Source organism: Paraburkholderia ginsengiterrae, assembly GCF_001645125.1.
GTDB classification, from domain to species: Bacteria; Pseudomonadota; Gammaproteobacteria; order Burkholderiales; family Burkholderiaceae; genus Paraburkholderia; species Paraburkholderia ginsengiterrae.
Window position 1 is genome coordinate 107,849 of the sequence record NZ_LXKA01000044.1, and the last position, 18,988, is coordinate 126,836.

Consider the following 18,988-nt stretch of genomic DNA (forward strand, 5'->3'; position numbering starts at 1 on the left):
GCTTGACTGGTTACCCTAACCTCACCGGCACGCGTTCCGTTGCGGGCGTTCACCGAGAATAACGGCGCACTCCTGACGCTCCCCGCCGCGAATCAGCGTGATTTTCAACGGCTGTCCGACGCGCTCGGCACTCAGCACCGCGTGCAGGTCGTCGAAGTCCCGGCATGGTTCGTCATTCATTGCGATCAGCACGTCGCCAATCAGTATGCCGGCCTTTTCCGCTGGACCATTCGTTGCGAGCGAAACGATCAGCAAGCCGCGATCGGACGATAACGCCATTTTCTTGATCCACGCTTCCGACAGTTCCACGGGCTGCGTGCCGACGCCGAGGTAGCCGCGCGACACGTGTCCTTTGGTCAGCAGCTCGTCGGTGACGCGCGCCACGGTTGTTGCGGGAATCAGCATGCCGGCGCCACGCGCGAGCGCCGAGGTGCAGATGCCCACGACCTGTCCGCGCATATCCGCGAGCGCCGCACCCGAGAAACCCGGACGCAGGCCGCCGTCGAGCCGCACGAATGCATCCAGTTGCCCGCCCCGCCACGTGCGCCAGGGACCGCCGACGGCGCCGACCACGCCGAAGTCCGCACTGGCGCCGAGCCCATCAGCCCGCGCGACCGCGAGCACCAGATGGCCTGCCTTGAGCGAGCCGGCATCGCCGGACTCGACCGGATCGATCTCGATGCCGTCCAGTTTGAGCACGGCGAGGTCAGTACCCGTGTCCTGCCCCGCGAGAACCGCCGCGACGGTCCGGTTATCGGACAGCGTCACCTTGATCCCGTCTTCATGTCTGAGCGTGTGCGCCGCCGTCACGACGACGCCATGCCGCCAGATTACCCCACTCGAAGGAAGGCGACGGCGGCCGTGCACCGCGACGACGCGCTGCCCCACGCGCTCGACGATGCCCGCCAGGTTATCGGAAAGGTCCAGCAAAGGATTTCCGCTGGAGGTTGAGGTTTCCATGTGATTTCTCCTGCCAGTTGAAACGCGCGAGGTTTGTGCATCGCGTCCATGTGGTCGCGATGCTTCGCCAGCAAAGTGCCGGCAAGCGCATTCAGAATGACAGGATGACAACAGGCGCGCACCACCCGAACGGGTAGTCCCTAAGCCGCCACCGGACAACCGGCCTGTTCGAGCGCCGTCTGCGCGTGCTCGTGAAGGTCGTCGCTGGCAAGCGACGCATCCGGCGTACGCACCCATGCGGCGATGCGCAAAGTGGCGCCGCCGTTGTCCAGATAGTCCGCAACGGTGACGACAGGCGCGAGCGTCGAACCGCTGAGAACACGCGGCTCGTCGGCGACCATTTTCTTCAATTCTCCGATCGCCGCATCGACGTCCTTGCGCTGGGCGAGCCCGACTTCGACCTCGATGCGCTCGGTGCCGCCGCTGCTGTAGTTGATGACCGGATTGCTCCAGATCTGGCTGTTCGGTACGAACACGGCATTGCCGTCGCCACGTTCGATGCGCGTAGTGAAAAGACCCACTTCACGCACAATGCCCGCAGCCGCCCCGCTGCCCTCGATTACATCGCCGACGCGAAATGGCCGCAGCATCAGCAGCATCATGCCGGCCGCGATATTTTGCAACGTACCTTGCAAGGCGAGGCCGATCGCGAGGCCGGCCGCGCCGAGCACGGCCAACACACTCGCTGTCGCGATGCCGACTTCGCTGAGTGCCGCGACGAAGACCAGCACTCGCACGGCCCATGTACTCATTGCCGCCAGCATCGGTGCCAGCGTGGGATCGGCATGCGTGCGTGCAAGCGCTCTGGCGAACAGCCCGCCGACGCGATTCGAAACCCACCAGCCGACGATCAGGATCAGCGCAGCGAGCGCAATGTGAATGACGTCGTTCGTCAACGTAACGAGCAACGACGGCTGAAAGTGCAACAGACGGGCAAAGAGGTCGTTCATTGTTCGTATTCACTCCGTTGTGCGGGAACAGGTTCTCCTGGCACAAAGCAGCAGGATACGTTCCCGCCTTTTCGTGCCGTTGTGGCGGCACGTTACTTGCTGGCTTCATTGCATGTCGCAAGGAAAGGACCAGGCGACCGTACGAAGCAATGTCTGGCTCGACGCTGCGCACTAACTAGCGCCAAACCACGTCGAAGAAACGTCAGACACGTTCCGGTTGGGAGGAATCATGCAGAAGCACTTTGTCATCCGGGTCATCGCAGGAGGTGTCTGTCTGACAGCGTTCTCCGGCACGGCTTTCGCGCAGGTCCAGGCCTATACGAATGCGCCCGTGGACGTCTACGCCGGTCCCGCACCGGATTACCCGGTCGTAGCAGAGGTGCCGGAAGGCGTGTCCCTCTCGGTGATGGGCTGCGTCGAGGGCTACACCTGGTGCGACGTCGCGGCGCCCGATTTGCGCGGATGGGTCTACGGCGGGAGTCTCAGCTATCCGTATCAGGGCGCGAATGTTCCGGTCATGACCTACGGCGTGCAGATTGGGCTGCCTGTGGTCGTGTTTTCGATCGATTCCTACTGGGGCCACTATTATCGTGGCCGCCCGTGGTACCACGATGCGCCGCGCTGGGCGAATCACCCGCCACCCGTGCGTGAAGGCCCCCCGCCCGCTCGCGGCGACGCCGGTCGACCACCGCCGCCACCGCCCGGTCGTGAGCCTGCGTATGGACGCGCTCCGGAAACGCCCGCGGAGCGTGGCGGTGCTCCCCAGCCCGGCGTGAATCGTCCGATGGGGCAGCCACCGCAGCGCGGCGGTCTTCAGCAACAGGTTCCGCCTCAAGCCCGACCGCCGTCGCAACCTGGTTTTCAGCCAGGGCAAGGTCCGGCTCACGTGACGGAAGCACCGCCGCCACACGGTGGCAATCCACAGCCCCAGCAGCGCGGCGGAGAAGCACGCGGAGGAGAAGCACACGGCAGCAATGAACGCGAGAACCATCCGGACAACCATTAGGCTGTGCTGGTACGCGCTTGCATCGCTAACATAAGCAGTGCTTGGCATATTGATCACGTTTTTTCACAGGCCTTGCTGCGACCAAATCCGTCCGAACAATCGGGGATGTCAGCGGAAAGCGGGGGACTTCAAGAGAAGCTGAGGCGCCCGGAAATCCCAATTGGATTAGGGTTCAAGCGGTGCGAATGAAACGCTTAGGAAGATAGTGGAAGGATCCGCGTAACTATATCCAAGCACGTGCCGATATGACGCTGCACGATGATTTGAGAGGCTGACACCATCAGCGATAACGGAATGGGATATGACATGGACTAGTCGGCACGACAATTCTTGGCACTTATCGGTTAGCAGGGATTCTTTCAGAATAGTCCTACGCGATGGAGGCACGGCTGGCACTCTCACGCGATTCGACGTACGCCTTGCGCACCCGCGCGTTCGTAGTTTGTTTGGAACAAGTGACACAAAAATCGTCCCAAATGGTGGGCCGGATGCATCGGGTTGCGACCCGTCACTTTGCTCCGCGAAGCCGGGCCCGGACAAAGCGGCGCGCGGATGCGTCGATTCGGTCTCGACCAGTGGCTGGCGTGGGATAAAAAAGCTAATTGAGGTTTATGCAAAGCCTGAATCTACAAGCACGACTCTGCGTTCACCACCGCCATCACCCAGACTGGTGTTGATGGCGAACGAAAATTTTGGGAAGTTATGAACACGTCAAAGAAAGTTGTCGTTGTTACCGGCGCATCCCAAGGCATCGGCGCGGAAGTCGTCAGGGCATTTCGAAAGCTCGACTACCGAATTGTCGCGACGTCACGTTCAATCAAGCCGTCAGACGACGCAAATATTGTGACCATAGCGGGTGATATCGGTGACCCTTCAACTGCGAGGCGTGTTATCTCCGAAGGTATAGCGCGATTCGGCCGGATCGATACGCTAGTGAACAACGCCGGCATTTACATCGGTAAACCATTCACCGAACACACCGCGGAAGATTACGCTGCGGTGACGAATGTGAACATTGCCGGTTTCTATCACATTACGCAACTCGCCATCGCCGAAATGGAAAAGCATTCGAGTGGCCACGTGGTAAGCGTCACATCCGGCATCGACCAGAACGCGATCAGTGGTGTTTACTCGGTTCTAGCTGCTCTGACAAAAGGTGGACAGAATGCCGCCACAAAGTCGCTTGCCATTGAATACGCGAAGAAGGGCATTCGCGTGAATGCCGTCGCGCCGGGGATTATCAAAACGCCCATGCACGCGCCGGAAACTCACCAGGCCTTGGGGGCTTTTCATCCCATTGGACGTATGGGCGAGACAAGTGATATTGCCAACGCCATTCTGTACCTCGACTCGGCACCGTTCGTCACTGGAGAGATCCTGCACGTTGACGGCGGACAAAGTGCAGGTCGCTAAGATCTGTACCAGCAATGCTCCTCGCACTTCCGAGGCATGCTGTACGACGCAGGGTGCTTTCATCGGAGTGACATAGAAACGTGGCATCAGCCTCTCTTCGCTCTCATTAGAGGCTACCCCGATTTCATCCGTATACTGGGATTGGCGTCAAAATGGAAACATTACGAGTCTATCGACGGGTCTACCCTCCCGCTCCGCGCCCATCTACTATTGTTATCGACTCCGGGGTCCTCCGCCGTCTCATCATGAAACACCTTTGCAGGCTCACAGGTTCGAATAGATAACGCCACCTCGCCACCATTTGAGGCGGATGCTGTTCTGAACATTATCCAAACCCGGCAACGCAAGCTTCGACCAATGGATGACGGACAGTCGAAATGTGAGTCACAGATGTCGAGAATACATCATGGATAGCAAGAAACTGGAGCCGCCCCCGCTGTCTCTCCTCGACAAGTATCGCGGCCGGGAGTTCGATCCGCTGTACACAACGACTGTCGCCGTTTCCGGCGGCGAGACAGGGCACGGCCGTGCGTCAGGCGTAGTTCGATCAGATGACGGAAAACTTGTTCTGGATTTGAGATTGCCCAATGAACTCGGCGGACCGGGTACCGGGACCAACCCCGAGCAATTGTTCGCCGCAAGCTTTGCAGCCTGCTTTCACGGAGTGCTGAACCTGCTCGGACATCGCGCTGCGATGGAGATCAACGATGCGATTGTGGAAGTGCAGGTTTCATTCGGTCGTGATCCTATCGACGGAGGCTATGGGTTAGTCATTGAAGTTCGGGTTCGCATACCGGGAATTGAGCGACGCGTGGTTGAAGAGTTGGTTCGAAACGCAGAGCGCATATGTCCGTATGCAAAAATGGCCAAACATGGGGCTATCAGTATCGCGACCATTGTTGACTGACCACGCCCATTTCGCACCAACTCGATCGGATATGGCTGATCAACGCGGCATCAAATCGCCCTTCAACATGCTTTCCCTCACGCATCTATCCGTGGGACCTGCTTGCCTATCGCCATGGCTAACGCGGATTTTTGCCGCACGCAAACTGCCCGGAGCGCTGCTCCAGAATTCGAAGGAATACTACTGACAGCTCAAATCGATGTATGAGGACCTCGCCCATTCGTAGGTACAAAGCCAGTCATTTGTTAAATGTTCTTTCCCATACCCAAGGCATAAATTTGTAGTCACGCGAACATCTTGCCGTGCCCACCAGAATGGCCTCCTGTTTCACGTAATGCGTGGCATCCACCAGCAATGATTACGGTGGCGTATTTCCAACCGCTTTGCGGGACCTGTTGGAACAAAGGAGTGAGTTGGTGGAGGCGACCATGTCTGACAACGCTGAGATCGCGCATGCGTTGTAGCAGAGCAATGCGGCTCCAAAGACCTGGTTATGCAGAAAGAGCCAGCAGTCCTGCTTGTCGATTTCAGAATCAGTTGGAAGAAACACCTGGAACGCATGTGGCGGCACTAGGGATGCCGCAGTGAAACGGAACCCGAGTCGCCTTGGAATTCTCTTTTGGGATCGCAAAATGAATCAATCGGACACATCGGAACGCTGCTTTCGCCTCGGTTTGCCGAATCGCGCCGACGCGCTGTCCACAAGCATCGCCGCGAGCTACGCGGGCATCATGGCATTCATGGCGGTGGCGACCGAGGGGAGTTTCGCCAAGGCTGGCGAACGTCTGGGCGTGGGCAGATCGGCCGTGAGCCGGAACGTCCAGAAGCTGGAAATGCAATTGAGTACACGGCTGTTTCTGCGCACGACGCGCAGCACGCAGTTGACCCGCGAAGGCGAGCGGTTCTTCGAGAACTGTCATCAGGGTGTCACGCACATCGCTGAAGCCATGAACGATATGCTCGAGCTTCGCGAGGGGCCACCACGTGGCCTGGTCCGCATCAGCTCGACGGTGGGCTTCGGCAGGAAGGTGGTGGCGCCGTTGCTGGAAAAGTTCATGAGGGCCTTTCCCGATATCGCCGTCGATCTGCTGCTCGAAGACCGGCCGATGGACTTTGCCTCCGAGCAGATCGACGTGGCGTTCCGCTGTGGACGTATCGAGGATTCCAGCATCATCGCCAAGCAGTTGATTCCGATGCAGATGGCACTCTGCGCCGCACCATCCTACGTGGAAGCGCACGGCCTGCCGAATACGCTGGACGAACTGTGCCAGCACGACTGCATCAACTTTCGCTGCCCCAGCGGCCGGGTGTTCGAATGGGAGTTCAAGGTCGATGGCCGTGTGCGGAAATACCTGCCCACAGCCCGCCTCACCCTGAACGATGCCGACCTCGTTCTGCATGCGGTTCTACAAGGCTCCGGCATTGCGCAGTTGGCCGGCTATCAGATCCGCGATCACATTGCGGCCAAAGAACTCGTCGTGGCATTGGCAAGGCACGTGCCTGACGATGGTGGCCACTATATCTGCTACCTGAGCCGGCAGCACTTGCCGACGCGCATTCGCGTCTTCATCGACTTTATGACCGAGCAGATCCGCGCGCTCAATCTGAATTGCTTGACCGGATTCAACGCGGAGGCAGGCGGTTCGTTGGCAGCGGGGATGGTGGCATGATTCTGCGGCGGGACATCGAGGTGCCCCGCCCTATGCGTCTGTATGATTGGGGGGCTGACCGCATCAAGTCGTATCATCGTAAAAATTGTCTTGGCTTTACGCGAGGCCGCGCGATGCCAAGGCTAACTCAAACAGTGGCTACTATTCCGCCTTCGCTCAGTTTTCCATGAAAGTCTCCTGCACCACTACCGAAAGGATCATCGCCATCGCGTTAGCGGGTGTTGGCCGACGGGAAGGTTTGTATACTTCATCGCCGCGCCGGATCAATCTTCCGCTGATTGCGCATATGCCCTGGTGTCTCGCGATGCCGGCGCGCCACACTTGATCCCCATAGAAACAAAAGGTCGGATCGCTCCACGCGACTACGGCTGTAGTTGCTGTCGGACGGTCGATCACGCGGACTGACGCGCCGCGTAACAGATGCCCTGGCCCCGCCAATACACGAGCTGGCATACCAGTCGCAACTGGTCGTGTTAAGTGAGCCAAGCTATTTACATCCAGTGTTAGCAAACTGATTGTTTGTAACCACGGATCATCAGATCGAGTATGCATCATGAACCCACGTTTCTATAGGAGCGCCCCAGTCCATATCGCAACATGCCGCACTCTGTAGCACGGCACTGCGCGCCGTGGCGGCTGTCACCACTCCACTGATGGCAATCGCGATCAGCAGCGCGAGACAGGCGTAGCTCAATTGAGCCGCGCGCAGGTAGTGCTTTGTTCCAGCACGGCACTGGCCTCACGCATTTCAATCCCGCATGTGTCAGGGGGTGAATGTTCCAAAGCTACTGATGAAATATAAGAGCGGCACATCGTCACAAATTGCTCACGAAGACGCTGCATGAGGTGGTCGGACGCACGCTGCTCGAAGGCAAGCCGTATCGATCCGACTAACGTCGAGGTCAGCATGAACGCAACGACAGGCAATTGTTCAATCTCAAAGCGGCTCGAACTCCCCAGCATGGCGACTGTGGCCGACTCTATCCGCCGAAAAGTCTCATTCACAAGATCTCTGGTATCCAGCTCCGGCCAAATCAGGTAGAACGCCTTGGTCTCCAGATCCCGCCCTGTCGATGTCGTAAAGAACGAGTCGACAAAGCCGACCACCATTCGATCGAGCGAATTTTTATGAAGCCCGAAACACGCGGTTTCGACAGCACTTGCAACTCGCTGCAGATGTCGCTGAGCAAAAGCGTAAAGAAGCGACTCTTTGTTTGCGTAGTACTGGTAGAGGGTACCGACAGAAAATCCAGCGCGATCCGCCACTCGCGTAGTGGTCAGCCTCTTCGGCCCGTCCTGCAAAATGACCTGCATTGCCGCCTCTAACACCATGTCGAGCGTGCTTGCAGAGCGAGCCTGACTCGGTACCTTTCTTGGATGCGATACGCTCGCCTTTCTCCGACTCATCTGCCGTGCCTCTGGACACAATCAAACATCAACTCACTACTCAGAGCGACCTCCGCGCCGTGCCATTACTGGAAAATATAGCTCTTGCAGCGCGCTTTTTTCACGGGAAGACACGTCGCCCCGAATCCACGCCCGCGTCATTGGCGAGCATTCGCCCATTAGGCAAAAAAAGACTGCACTTTCAACACAGTCGTAGAGGAATTGTCCCTCACTCGTCAACGACATGCTCCGCTTCGTTCGTAGAAAGAGACGCGTGTCGAGCTGCGCCTCGAGTTTCTGCACGTTGCGGCTAACGGAGGAGCGACCAATTCCAAGTCGATCACCCGCCCGAGCAAAACTGCCCGCGTCGACAACAGCCAGAAAAGAGACAACACCGGCATAACTGCTCGCCAAACTCCCTGCGATCAGATCATGGGCGCCGCTCGCGGCGAAGCGTGGTAGGTAGTCTGTCATGGTGGCGCGAGTCGTGATGGTCATACTGATTAGACGTACAGGCGCTGCGATTCGTGACGGTGTCCACCATTCTTCCGCGGCAATGAACCGGTGCGCATCGCGCCTGAACTCTGACGATCATTCAGGTATGCAGATGGACCTGCCCATGCGCCGACTCAAGTAAAGGGGTCGCTGCCCACTCAGCTGAGACTTTCCTCCTCCGGACCAAATGCCTTGTCAAGACCAAAAGCCTTGTCGAACGAGCCGGGGACCGGCTTGAACGCGACGTTCGCGCGGTTCCATGCGTTAATGGCCATCACTTCGAACGTGAGGTCCGACAGTTCCTTCTCGGAAAACTGGGCACGCACGTTCTCGTAAATATCATCGGGCACACCATGCTCAGGAAGCTTGGTCAACACCTCCGCCCAGGCAAGCGCGGCGCGCTCTCGAGCTGTAAAGAGCGTGGACTCGCGCCACGCCACAAGATGATGGATGCGCAGCTCGCGCTCGCCGCGAATACGCGCTTCCTTCACATGCATATCCAGACAAAATCCACAGCCATTGAGCTGCGATGCGCGGATTAACACGAGGCCACGGATTGACTCTTCGATTGTGCTCTCCTTCAGTAGCTCGCCAAGCTCAACGAGTTTCTTGACCAATGGCAGTGACTGCTGAAAGTAATTGATGCGCTGCATGAAAACTTCTCCGGCCAACGATATGCGAACACCCGGATATGCAGGTGCGACTGGCGGCAATGAGCCGCATGAACTTATCGTAGATGCGTGCGGTGTATCACGGTAGATACGTGTGCGAACTCACAGTGTTGTCCTCGATGCACCAATTGCCGGACCTACGTCACCCGCCGAGTGGAGTGATTGGTGTTCAGCCCTTCAGAAGTGCCGCGGCGATGCGTGCAAGCTTGTCTGGGTTGCGCTGTACATGGATATGGACCATGTGCGCACCGTCCGTTTCGAACGATGTTGCCGATTCGAGTTTGTCTTCAATAAAACGCAGCAGAGCCCATTGACCGTTTAGCATCACCAATTTGACGCACTGTCTTCCGCGATAACGTAGCGACCACGCATAGAACAGTTGTGCGATACGCCGACCGCCCGCCATCGGTCTCGGCAAGCTAGGGACCCTACCACCGCCGTCCCCAACCAGCATTGCGTCTTCAGCCAGCAACGCGTTGATTGCGGGAAAGTCGCCTCGCTCCATTGCCTGGACGAACATACGAAGTAAGTGAAGATGCGTCTCGTGTGGTACCACTTGACGTGGCCGTTCGTCTCGTAGCTGCGCCTTCGCACGGCTTACCAGTTTGCGGCAAGCCGTCTCCGTCTTGCCGATCGCTCGTGCGACCTCATCATAGTCCGTATCGAATATCTCGCGCAGCAGGAATGCTGCCCGTGCTTCCGGCGTAAGCCGCTCGAGCAGCATCAAGAAGGCCACTGAAACATCATCGGAACGCTCCACGGCACCCTCTGGCGTCGCTCCGAATTCCGTCATTTGAGGTTCTGGCACCCATATGCTCGCGTAGCGTTCGCGTTGAATTTTCGCCTCACGCAGACGGTCAATCGAGATTCTCGTCGTAACCGAGACGAGCCACGCCTCTGGGTTATCGATTGCTTCACGGGCTGTCGTATGCCAACGCAACCAAACGTCCTGCACGATATCTTCCGCCTCGGCAACGGACCCTAGCATTCGATATGCAATTTTATGCAATCGCGGGCGAAGACAATTAAACGTACCTGCATCGTCGTCCATGAATAGACCTTCCCTCGTCGACGCTGCCAATTAATGTGCGAAGAACTGCATCCCTTCTCCACTTGCGGCAGCGTGATTCGCCGCTACCGCCGGATCGACGCCGAAGCCTGCCGCGCGCCATGCACCGATGCCACCAGAAAGCGGCAATGCAAGCTTGACGCCAGCCTGTCGCAACCGCTTGGCCATCCAGGCCGCAGACACGTCATTCGGGCATGAACAATAGATAACGAGTGTCCGATTCGTCCCATAATGCTCGACAATCTGCTGTATGTTCCGTTCGTCGGCAAGCACTGCGCCAGGAACGACAAATGGATCGAGTATTCTTCGCTCGGCTGAGCGGATATCGAACACGACAGGCCGCGAACTGCTCGCCAGCAGGGCATGCAACTCGCCCACGCTAATTCGCACCTTCTCGAGCGCTTTTTCCAACAGAACTCTCCGGCAACACCGATACAAAACGTAAAGCACTAGAGCGATGCCAATCGCAATCAAGGTACTCCAGCCAAAATGGGCGATCAGTGAGAAAACCACGTCGATCTGTGACGCAAATGTCGCACCGATAGCCAACCCTACTGACGCCCATAGCGCAACGCCGGCACAATCGCACAAGATAAAGGACCGCAACCTTACAGCCATTGCACCGCACAGCGGCACGGCAACGAGCGACAGACCGGGCAAGAACCGCGCAACGAGCAGCACGCGGACTCCCCAGCGTCCAAAGAACCGTTCTGTCTTCCTGACGCACGTGTCACGCGACAACGACAATTTGCAAACAATATGAAGAGTGCTTTCGCCGTACCGCTTACCGCCTTGAAACCAGACCATGTCGCCTGGAACCCCGCCAATCGTAGCGGCGCCTACTGTCGTTGCGAAATGCACCAACGTAAGCGACGAGCCATGTGTGGTAAGTGCGATGCCTGCGCCAACCGTAATCAATGTCGGTATAGCAGGCAATGGCAGACCAAGCGAAGAACCAACCACATTCAGGAATACGACCAACATTCCGTACCGCGCAATCATTTCATGCGACAACATGATGCTCTCCTGCTGGATTACGTGTAACCATCATGAAGATCGTTCATCGCTTCTCCCGAATCGAACTGACCGACACAGAGTCAGCACTGGTCGGCATCCCAACGGTGCAGCAACGAAGAACGTCATCGCCCGACCACAATTCATTGCCATTCCAGTACATAAACAAAGCGGCGATCTGTGCGTCGCTAAAGTAGTCTTGCAAGGCCAGCCACACCGCGTCCGGAACGGACAGCCGGAATACACCCGCAAGATGTTCCGCCCAGGACAGCACCGCTTCCTCACACGGAGAGAACACACCAGACCGGCGCCATGCTCCGACATGTTCCTCCTTCGCCATCGAAACCCCTACGGAACGGGCGCGGCACAGATAATGCCGGACGCACAGAAGACAGCCGTTGATCTGCGAGGCGCGCAAATCAAGAAGCGCGATGAGGTGCTCGTCAAGCGTGCTGCTTGCCCCTGCTTCGAAACACGCTACATTCACCAACGCCGCTGCGTGAGGAATCAGCCGAGCGAAGTCCTTATACGCCCGACATGAAGTGTATGAAGTTACCCTCTCGTACGCTTCACCGAATCTGACCGTTTCCATTCTGACTCGCATTAGCTCGGCGTTATGTGGTGGTCGAGGCAAGGATGATTGATTCACGTTTCCCTGACCAACCAAAATAGAATGACCCGTGGTGAGATTCTTTATGCGCTACTTCGCGCCCATCAGTTTTCCCTCTGACGCTCCTTTGGATTGCTGACTAGCATCTTTGTCCGGATCGTCCGTTTCGCTAAGCTCCTGCCGATAGCGGTGAACGTCCCGGGTAACGAAGCCAATCTCCCGGCTGGGAATATCGAACCATTCCGGGTGTTCAAACGAACGTCGGATATCCTCGAGGCCGCTCTCCCAATGCTCGCGCATCGTAGCTTTGCTGAACTCATAGTCCTTGTAATGTCCCTCGAATGTCTTGTTCTTGTAGATCAGGTGGACGACGTTTACAGCGCTCCCGTCCGCAACTTTCCGTGCCTCGCGAATTAACGGGTGGACGAACTGGATCTTTTCAGGAATGTGCTCGAGCAGCACCTTTATCATTTGCGCGTGTTTTTGCCTCTGTGACATGAAGGCAGTGATCGCCCTGGTACGGCTCGAATACTGAATATCTTTGGTTCGTTCACTGACGTCCAGAAGATCGCCTGGCAGTTTGCCTCGCGAACTCCACAGATCAACCTGGAAAACGAGCGTGTCCTTATGCTGACTCTCTCTGATAATCTCAGTAAGTGGAGTATTTGAAACCAGCCCGCCGTCCCAGTAGAACTCTCCATCGATCTCGACAGCTGGAAAACCTGGCGGCAGAGCACCCGATGCAATGAAATGCTCCGGAGCCAGCCGCATTGTCGAATTGTCGAAGTAGACGAGATTTCCCGTTCGCACATTGACTGCCCCAACGGACACACGAATGTCTCCGTTATTAACGCGATCGAAGTTTGCATACTTCAGGAGCGTTTCGCGTAATGCCGAGGTGTCGTAGTAGCTGACCTGATCGGGGCGTTCTTTTCCGTGCGTCGCGAATGACAATTGCATGCGTGGGGAAAAAAATCCTTCCTGACCTTCCAGCAAGGTACGCGTTGCAGACCATGCGCTCAACCATTTGCGCCCGATGTCTTCCACCTCAGGCCAAACCGGAATGCCCGCAGCAGTTTGCGAGAAGAAGGTCGCCGGCTGACTGATCGTATTCCAGAAGCCGCGCAGCGCATCGACACGGTCCGCAGGCGCGTTGCCTGCGATAATCGCCGTGTTCAATGCACCGATGGATATCCCGGAAATGCGGGTCGGTTCGATACCAGACTCTGCCAGCCCCTCATATACACCGGCCTGATATGAGCCCAACGCCCCTCCCCCCTGGAGCACTAATCCGATTTCGTCATATGAGGGGAGCTTCAGGTGCTGGGGCTTCTGCAGCTTGTTACGCCGGCTCGCATTCATTCTCGTCTCCTTACTGCATGAACCAGCCATGGCTGACTACGACGGATTGCCCGGTAAGCGCACTCGACTCGAAGCCTGCCAGGAATGCAACCGTGTTGGCAACGTCCGCAACCGAAGTGAATTCGCCATTGACGGTGTCCTTCAACATCACATCTTTCACAACCGCCTGCTCGGAAATTCCCAATGCTTTCGCCTGCTCGGGGATCTGTTTGTCAACCAGTGGCGTTCTGACGAATCCCGGACATACGACATTTGCCCGCACACCACGCGGACCGCCTTCCTTCGCGACAACACGGGCGAGGCCGAGAAGCCCGTGTTTGGCCGTCACATAGGCTGACTTGAGTTGCGACGCTTCGTGCGAGTGAACGGAGCCCATGTAGATCACCGCTCCACCTTTATTGGACGCGTACATATACTTGAGAGCGGCCTTGGTAGTGAGAAACGCACCGTCGAGATGAATTGCCAGCATCCTCTTCCAGTCCGCGAATGCATAATCTTCGATCCGGTTGACGATCTGAATGCCCGCATTCGAAACGAGAACGTCGATACCTCCTAGCCGGCTCACCGTTTCGGCGACACCTGCGTTGACTGTTTCTTCGCTGGTCACGTCCATCGCGACGGCAATTGCATTGCCACCGGCGGCGACGATATCTTCTGCGACCCTCTGGGCATTCGCCAGATTCAGATCTGCAATCACGACCATTGCGCCGTCTGTTGCGAGCTTGCGCGCACACTGTTCACCGATGCCGCTTGCCGCACCCGTAACAAGCGCGACCTTATCATTGAGTGACATAACCTCTCCGTATTGGCTTACTGGTTAACTGCGAGTTTCAACGACTCGGCCGAAACGAGGTAGTCATACACCACCTCGCCGACATCGAGTGTGAGATTTGCAATGACGTGACGCGCGCCAATAATCTTGCGAACAGGAAGATCCGCGACCGATGCAAGAGCGTGCGGATGCAGTTCGAGCGCTGCGGGACCTTCCCACGCCCCGATAACATCTACATCGCGTAGAAAGAAGCGGACCAGTTCGCAGATTCTCAAGGAGCCGTCGACATGCGGAATGACTTTGAGAAGGTAATTGGGCGTACCGGCCAGCTTGCGACATTCGGCGGTCGTGTCCAATGCACGATACTTGTAGCCCATCGTCCCGGTCGCGACACGATGCGTCCCGTAGTCGAGCGTGCCAAGCAGTGTGTCCTTGCCATCGACGCATAGCCTCGGCGAAGCAAGTTTCTTTGGAAACCCCCAGATTTCCCGTCCACCTGCGATGGGACCTTCATCGTCGAGATACATCGAATGCGTGAAATTGGCGTGATTTCCATCCGAATCCAGAACCGAGATGACCTGCCCGCTTTCCGTGTAGTCACCAAATCCCGAAGAATCAGGCATACGAATGAACTCGTAATGAACGATCGCCTTGTTGACCGTTAGTGGTTCTGGAACGACGGCCTTAAGTGCATCCATATCCGTCTCATACGAGATGATGAAATACTCCCGATTTATGAAACGAAAGGGCGGGCGCGGATAAGCAGGATTGTGCACCGGCATCGCAAAAGCGCTCTTGCGGATATCGTCTTCTGTCATGTATCAATTCCCGGTTGATAGGGCGCTGCGTAAGAAGCATCCCAATTTTTCCTCTGTCGCGGCCAACGAAGTTCGCGCGCGCAACAAGGTGAAGACTGCTATAGGATTTCGCAGGATTCTACGGTGTCGTGTCTTCTATCTTTGTCGCAGGTAGATTTAGCGGTCACCGTCAAGACATATCGTAGGCTTAGTCTTCGAACTGCAGTAGCCCTGCAGAGGAACTCAGCGTGTTGCCGGGGTAGCAACAATCAACGACGCAGGCAGATACGTTCGAATGGTTTGTCATTTTGTACTACTTCGACAAACGCAGCGCTTTCGAAAGCACCATGCCTCGCTGCGGGCTAATCAGCCATACCGCCGTGATAGCAACGTATAACCGGGAGGTTCTTGTCGTGATATCAGTCGGTTCGTCATCCGTAGGATCGCTATGATCGATCCGGTCGCTGAAATAGGGAGGCACCAGATTCCCCATAATGGCAATCGCGAAGTCTCCATTCGCTTCGGCGTACACCTCCGGTGAAAGAATCACGCGTCCGTGAACAGTGGTTTTCCTATTTTTTTTTGCATCGATTTCAATTATTTCGATATTCTGAATAAACCCCTTGGACCTCGCTTCTGGCGCGACGACAAGTCTTCGACCACTTGGTCCGCGAATCGTCTTTCGCAGGACGATACCTGCGGGATCGTCGCCGGACAGATCGACGTTTACCGTCAACTGGTGTTTCTCTGCGTTGTACCGTATCCCGTACGGGACGGCCACAACAAAAGTCAAATCTCGAGAGAGGTCAGCGCCCATCAAGTCGGAATCGGAGTTCCGTTGACTTGTAGGGCTATGTATCAGACCCAGGACACGGTCGCCTAGTGAAGGTGCGCCAGTAGGTGTGCTCCGATTTACCATCCGATCTCGGATAGAAACTGGGTCGTCACCCAAGAAAGGATGCGCTGACGAAGAATTTGCAACTTCAGAATCTTTAGTTTCCGCCGCACGGGTCACCACTGCCGCATTTGCCTGCGCTCCCGCTTCAGCCAGTATAAATACACATGCGATAGCGCACGTGGCTTTGGATAAGATTCGTTTTGGTTTTAGATGAAACACGAAAATACTCCTCGCACTCCAGCAGCGGCTCGCGCAAGACCGTTCTGGCTCGATTCGGATATTCCAGACTAAAGCACGACGATAGCCGCCTGGTCCGGCATAGGAGGCATTTCGGCATCACCAAGCATGTCCCGCAACTCGCGTTCGATAGTCCGGCAGAGCATTGAAATCGGCACATCGTTGGCACCCCCTTCAAACGGGTTCTCAGTGCTTTCCCCAACCTGCTCAAGCGAGGTGTACATCCACGAGACCATGACGCTAAAAGGGACGACGAGCCAAACCATGTTGCCGTGCATGAGACCCGTTACGCTGTCGTTCAGCTTATTGAATTCCTGCAGTAGGCCAAAAGGAAAAAGCAGGCAAAAGAACCGCACGAATAGCATATTAATTGTCGCGTACTGGCGCGGGTAAGGAAAGTTCTTGAGCCGCTCAGCGCTACCTTGCAGATCAATCAACTCCCGGAGTGTCCTTTCCAGTTCCATGTAGAAGCTGCCGTTAATCTTCCCGGAGGCGAGCAACCGGCTGATAGCCGCACCTTGCAAACTTAGAACCTGCGTGGGTTTGCTTAAACTCGAAAGCACCTGCGTGGCTTCCGTCGATGGCAGATACAAGGGCAGCAGATCCTGAAGCTCAATTTCGCGCTCAGGAATGCTATAGAAGCGTTGGTATTCGGCATTGAATGGTTTATCGGTGCTTTCCCAGATTCGCGGTTCCCTGAGCTCATAGCGTAAGGTCGTGAGCCACGCCAAATGGCGGTGCACCAGTTCTTTTGACACTTGCAGATCTACGGGGAAATCCCGGGCAACAATGCCCCAGAGCCGACTCGCACTCAGGATCGACGTCCAGATATGCTGCGCTTCCATTGCGCGATTGTATGTCTGGGCGTTTTTGAAGCCCACGATGAACGATGTAGCCGTTCCGAGCAGGACAACGACGGTGAGCGGCACGGATAGCCAGGTTAGACCCAGCGTTTTATAAAGAAAAACGGGCACCGATCCACAGATGAGAAGCCCGTAGATCTGCCTCCTGGTCCAGAACAGGAACTCGGAGAATTTGTATGATTTTCCTAGATGCATGACGAATATTCGCGCAAGAAAATTACTGGATTTAGCGTGATCAACCTTATTTAAATTTGAACCACTGCGAAGACAAGCGGCAGGCTACAAAGATCTCAATGCGCACCTGCCGCCGCACCAACTTCGCCTTTGTGAGGCTTGGTCATCCAGATCAGCGGAATGATCGCGATGAAGCTCATTGAAGAAAGCCAGAAGATATCGTTCAGTCCGAGCATCGCGGCCTGCATATTCAGAGAATGCTCGAAGAACACCACCGCCTGCTCTGTGCTGCCACCGAGCGTCGTATGAAGCGTCGCGATGGCGTTCGTATAGCTGGGGTTGTTCACGCCTGACTGTTCAGCGAGTTGCGCATGGTGCAGGATCGTCCGGTCGTTCCAGCCTGTCGTGATCAACGACGTGCCGACACCTCCCGCGAACACGCGCACGAAGTTGGACAAACCGGCGGCCGCCGGAATCCTGTCGGGTGACAAGCCCGACAGGATGATCGCGGTAAGCGGCGTAAAAAAGAGCGCCATGGGGATGCCTTGCAGCAACGTCGGCAGAATCAGCGTCCATTGATCGACGTCCGTCGTGTACCGCGAACGCATGAAGAACACGCCTGCAAAGCCGAGGAACGCGAGCGTCGCGAGCACACGTGCATCGGACTTCGGGATGATCTTTGCCATTACAGGCGCTAACAGGACGGCGAAGATACCCAGCGGCGCCGTCACGAGACCAGCGTCCACGGAACGATAGCCGAGATAGCCCTGAATCCACTGCGGCAGGACCACGAGGTTCGAAAAGAACACCGCATATGCGATCGAGATCGCAATTGTTCCGCCGCGGAAGTTGCGTTGTGCAAAAAGACGAAGATCAACGATTGGGTTCTTCTCCGTGAACTCCCAGATCAGGAAGAAAAAGAAGCTGATGGCGGCGATGGCGGTGAGCGTGCAGATTACGGGCGAGTTGAACCAGTCGAGATCCTTGCCCTTGTCCAGCATGATCTGTAGCGACGCAACCCAGACGATCAGCGACAGCAGCCCGACCTTGTCGATGGGGAGTTTGCGCGTTGCGGAATCGCGGTCGCGATAAATGATCCATGTCACACCGGCGGCAAACAGGCCCACTGGAATGTTGATGTAGAAAATCCACGACCAGCTATAACTGTCGGTAATCCAGCCACCTAGCGCAGGACCCGCAATCGGCCCAACCGTCGCCGTCATCGCCCACAGCGACAGCGCCGTCGAACTTTTTTCCTTCGGATACGAACCAAGCAGAATGGCCTGCGAGAGCGGAATCAGCGGACCCGCGACGGCGCCTTGCAGCACGCGTGCAGCGAGTAGCACGATCAGATTCGGCGCGACGCCACACAGCCACGACGAAAACACGAATAACAGGATCGCGGCCACGAACAGCCTGATCTGGCCGAGGCGCTGCGTAAGCCAGCCTGTCAGCGGTATGGCGACGGCATTTGCCGCCGAGAACAGTGTGATCACCCAGGTGCCTTCGTCAACGGATACGCCGAGGTTGCCTGAAATCGTTGGAATCGCAACGTTGGCAATGGATGAATCGAGCACATTCATGAACGTCGCGAGCGCGACTGCGAGTGTCGCGAGGACCAGCTTTCCACCGGTCAGCGGTGGCGGTGCAAGTTGCGTCGAGGAATTCATGTCTGTTCCACTCTGATGTTTTAGTCAGGCTCGGCGTATTTATCTGGTTCTCAGCATGCGCCCG

The 18,988-nt window shown here is 56.6% G+C and carries 18 protein-coding genes and 1 pseudogene; 4 read left to right on the forward strand and 15 right to left on the reverse strand.

The features are described 5' to 3' along the window. Nucleotides 1-21: 21 nt before the first annotated feature. Together A6V37_RS03330 and A6V37_RS03335 are read right to left on the reverse strand one after the other, a co-directional pair. Complete coding sequence (locus A6V37_RS03330; protein WP_100249351.1) at nucleotides 22-960, reverse strand: S1C family serine protease; 939 nt, start codon at nucleotides 958-960, stop codon at nucleotides 22-24. A 140-nt stretch (nucleotides 961-1,100) separates the two neighbouring features. Next, nucleotides 1,101-1,910 (reverse strand): mechanosensitive ion channel family protein, encoded by an 810-nt coding sequence (locus A6V37_RS03335; protein WP_064266177.1) that lies wholly within the window; start codon nucleotides 1,908-1,910, stop codon nucleotides 1,101-1,103. Nucleotides 1,911-2,139: 229 nt separating this feature from the next. On the opposite strand from A6V37_RS03335, the gene A6V37_RS03340 reads away from it, so the two are divergent. The 4 genes from A6V37_RS03340 to A6V37_RS03355 all read left to right on the forward strand — a co-directional run bounded on the left by A6V37_RS03340 (nucleotide 2,140) and on the right by A6V37_RS03355 (nucleotide 6,906). After that, entirely contained in the window at nucleotides 2,140-2,916 is a 777-nt protein-coding gene (locus tag A6V37_RS03340; RefSeq protein WP_064266178.1) for an SH3 domain-containing protein, read from the forward strand. 702 nt (nucleotides 2,917-3,618) lie between these two features. Continuing rightward, nucleotides 3,619-4,329, forward strand: coding sequence for an SDR family NAD(P)-dependent oxidoreductase (locus A6V37_RS03345; protein ID WP_064266179.1), 711 nt, complete (start codon nucleotides 3,619-3,621; stop codon nucleotides 4,327-4,329). Nucleotides 4,330-4,735: 406 nt separating this feature from the next. After that, complete coding sequence (locus tag A6V37_RS03350; RefSeq protein WP_064266180.1) at nucleotides 4,736-5,236, forward strand: Ohr family peroxiredoxin; 501 nt, start codon at nucleotides 4,736-4,738, stop codon at nucleotides 5,234-5,236. Between the two features lie 632 nt (nucleotides 5,237-5,868). Beyond that, nucleotides 5,869-6,906 carry a LysR family transcriptional regulator gene (locus A6V37_RS03355; protein ID WP_064266181.1) on the forward strand — a complete coding sequence of 346 codons (1,038 nt, stop codon included), beginning with the start codon at nucleotides 5,869-5,871 and terminating at the stop codon, nucleotides 6,904-6,906. 156 nt (nucleotides 6,907-7,062) lie between these two features. On the opposite strand, the gene A6V37_RS38710 is transcribed toward A6V37_RS03355, so the two are convergent. The 13 genes and pseudogenes from A6V37_RS38710 to A6V37_RS03415 all read right to left on the reverse strand — a co-directional run bounded on the left by A6V37_RS38710 (nucleotide 7,063) and on the right by A6V37_RS03415 (nucleotide 18,924). Beyond that, the gene (locus A6V37_RS38710; protein WP_082902609.1) at nucleotides 7,063-7,461 is read right to left on the reverse strand and encodes a DUF3331 domain-containing protein; all 399 of its coding nucleotides are present in this window, start codon (nucleotides 7,459-7,461) and stop codon (nucleotides 7,063-7,065) included. A gap of 135 nt (nucleotides 7,462-7,596) precedes the next feature. After that, a complete protein-coding gene (locus A6V37_RS03360; protein WP_207547583.1) occupies nucleotides 7,597-8,220 on the reverse strand; it encodes a TetR/AcrR family transcriptional regulator in 624 nt (207 codons plus the stop codon). A gap of 282 nt (nucleotides 8,221-8,502) precedes the next feature. Continuing rightward, nucleotides 8,503-8,766: pseudogene (locus A6V37_RS42010) on the reverse strand (LysR family transcriptional regulator); the annotation flags it as partial. Nucleotides 8,767-8,945: 179 nt separating this feature from the next. Next, on the reverse strand, nucleotides 8,946-9,440 hold the full coding sequence (locus A6V37_RS03370; protein WP_064266184.1) for a carboxymuconolactone decarboxylase family protein: 495 nt from the start codon (nucleotides 9,438-9,440) through the stop codon (nucleotides 8,946-8,948). A 187-nt stretch (nucleotides 9,441-9,627) separates the two neighbouring features. Continuing rightward, nucleotides 9,628-10,509, reverse strand: coding sequence for an RNA polymerase sigma-70 factor (locus A6V37_RS03375; protein ID WP_064266231.1), 882 nt, complete (start codon nucleotides 10,507-10,509; stop codon nucleotides 9,628-9,630). A 30-nt stretch (nucleotides 10,510-10,539) separates the two neighbouring features. Then, a complete protein-coding gene (locus tag A6V37_RS03380; protein ID WP_082902611.1) occupies nucleotides 10,540-11,544 on the reverse strand; it encodes a DedA family protein/thiosulfate sulfurtransferase GlpE in 1,005 nt (334 codons plus the stop codon). A gap of 43 nt (nucleotides 11,545-11,587) precedes the next feature. Continuing rightward, nucleotides 11,588-12,133 carry a carboxymuconolactone decarboxylase family protein gene (locus A6V37_RS03385; protein WP_064266185.1) on the reverse strand — a complete coding sequence of 182 codons (546 nt, stop codon included), beginning with the start codon at nucleotides 12,131-12,133 and terminating at the stop codon, nucleotides 11,588-11,590. Between the two features lie 108 nt (nucleotides 12,134-12,241). Continuing rightward, on the reverse strand, nucleotides 12,242-13,513 hold the full coding sequence (locus A6V37_RS03390; protein ID WP_064266186.1) for a patatin-like phospholipase family protein: 1,272 nt from the start codon (nucleotides 13,511-13,513) through the stop codon (nucleotides 12,242-12,244). A gap of 10 nt (nucleotides 13,514-13,523) precedes the next feature. Next, on the reverse strand, nucleotides 13,524-14,306 hold the full coding sequence (locus A6V37_RS03395) for a 3-hydroxybutyrate dehydrogenase (RefSeq protein WP_064266187.1): 783 nt from the start codon (nucleotides 14,304-14,306) through the stop codon (nucleotides 13,524-13,526). A 17-nt stretch (nucleotides 14,307-14,323) separates the two neighbouring features. After that, nucleotides 14,324-15,103 (reverse strand): acetoacetate decarboxylase, encoded by a 780-nt coding sequence (locus tag A6V37_RS03400; RefSeq protein WP_064266188.1) that lies wholly within the window; start codon nucleotides 15,101-15,103, stop codon nucleotides 14,324-14,326. Between the two features lie 292 nt (nucleotides 15,104-15,395). Then, entirely contained in the window at nucleotides 15,396-15,899 is a 504-nt protein-coding gene (locus A6V37_RS42015) for a hypothetical protein (RefSeq protein ID WP_242665743.1), read from the reverse strand. A 368-nt stretch (nucleotides 15,900-16,267) separates the two neighbouring features. Next, complete coding sequence (locus A6V37_RS03410) at nucleotides 16,268-17,275, reverse strand: bestrophin family protein (protein WP_064266190.1); 1,008 nt, start codon at nucleotides 17,273-17,275, stop codon at nucleotides 16,268-16,270. 95 nt (nucleotides 17,276-17,370) lie between these two features. Further along, the gene (locus A6V37_RS03415; protein ID WP_064266191.1) at nucleotides 17,371-18,924 is read right to left on the reverse strand and encodes a DHA2 family efflux MFS transporter permease subunit; all 1,554 of its coding nucleotides are present in this window, start codon (nucleotides 18,922-18,924) and stop codon (nucleotides 17,371-17,373) included. Nucleotides 18,925-18,988 lie beyond the last annotated feature (64 nt).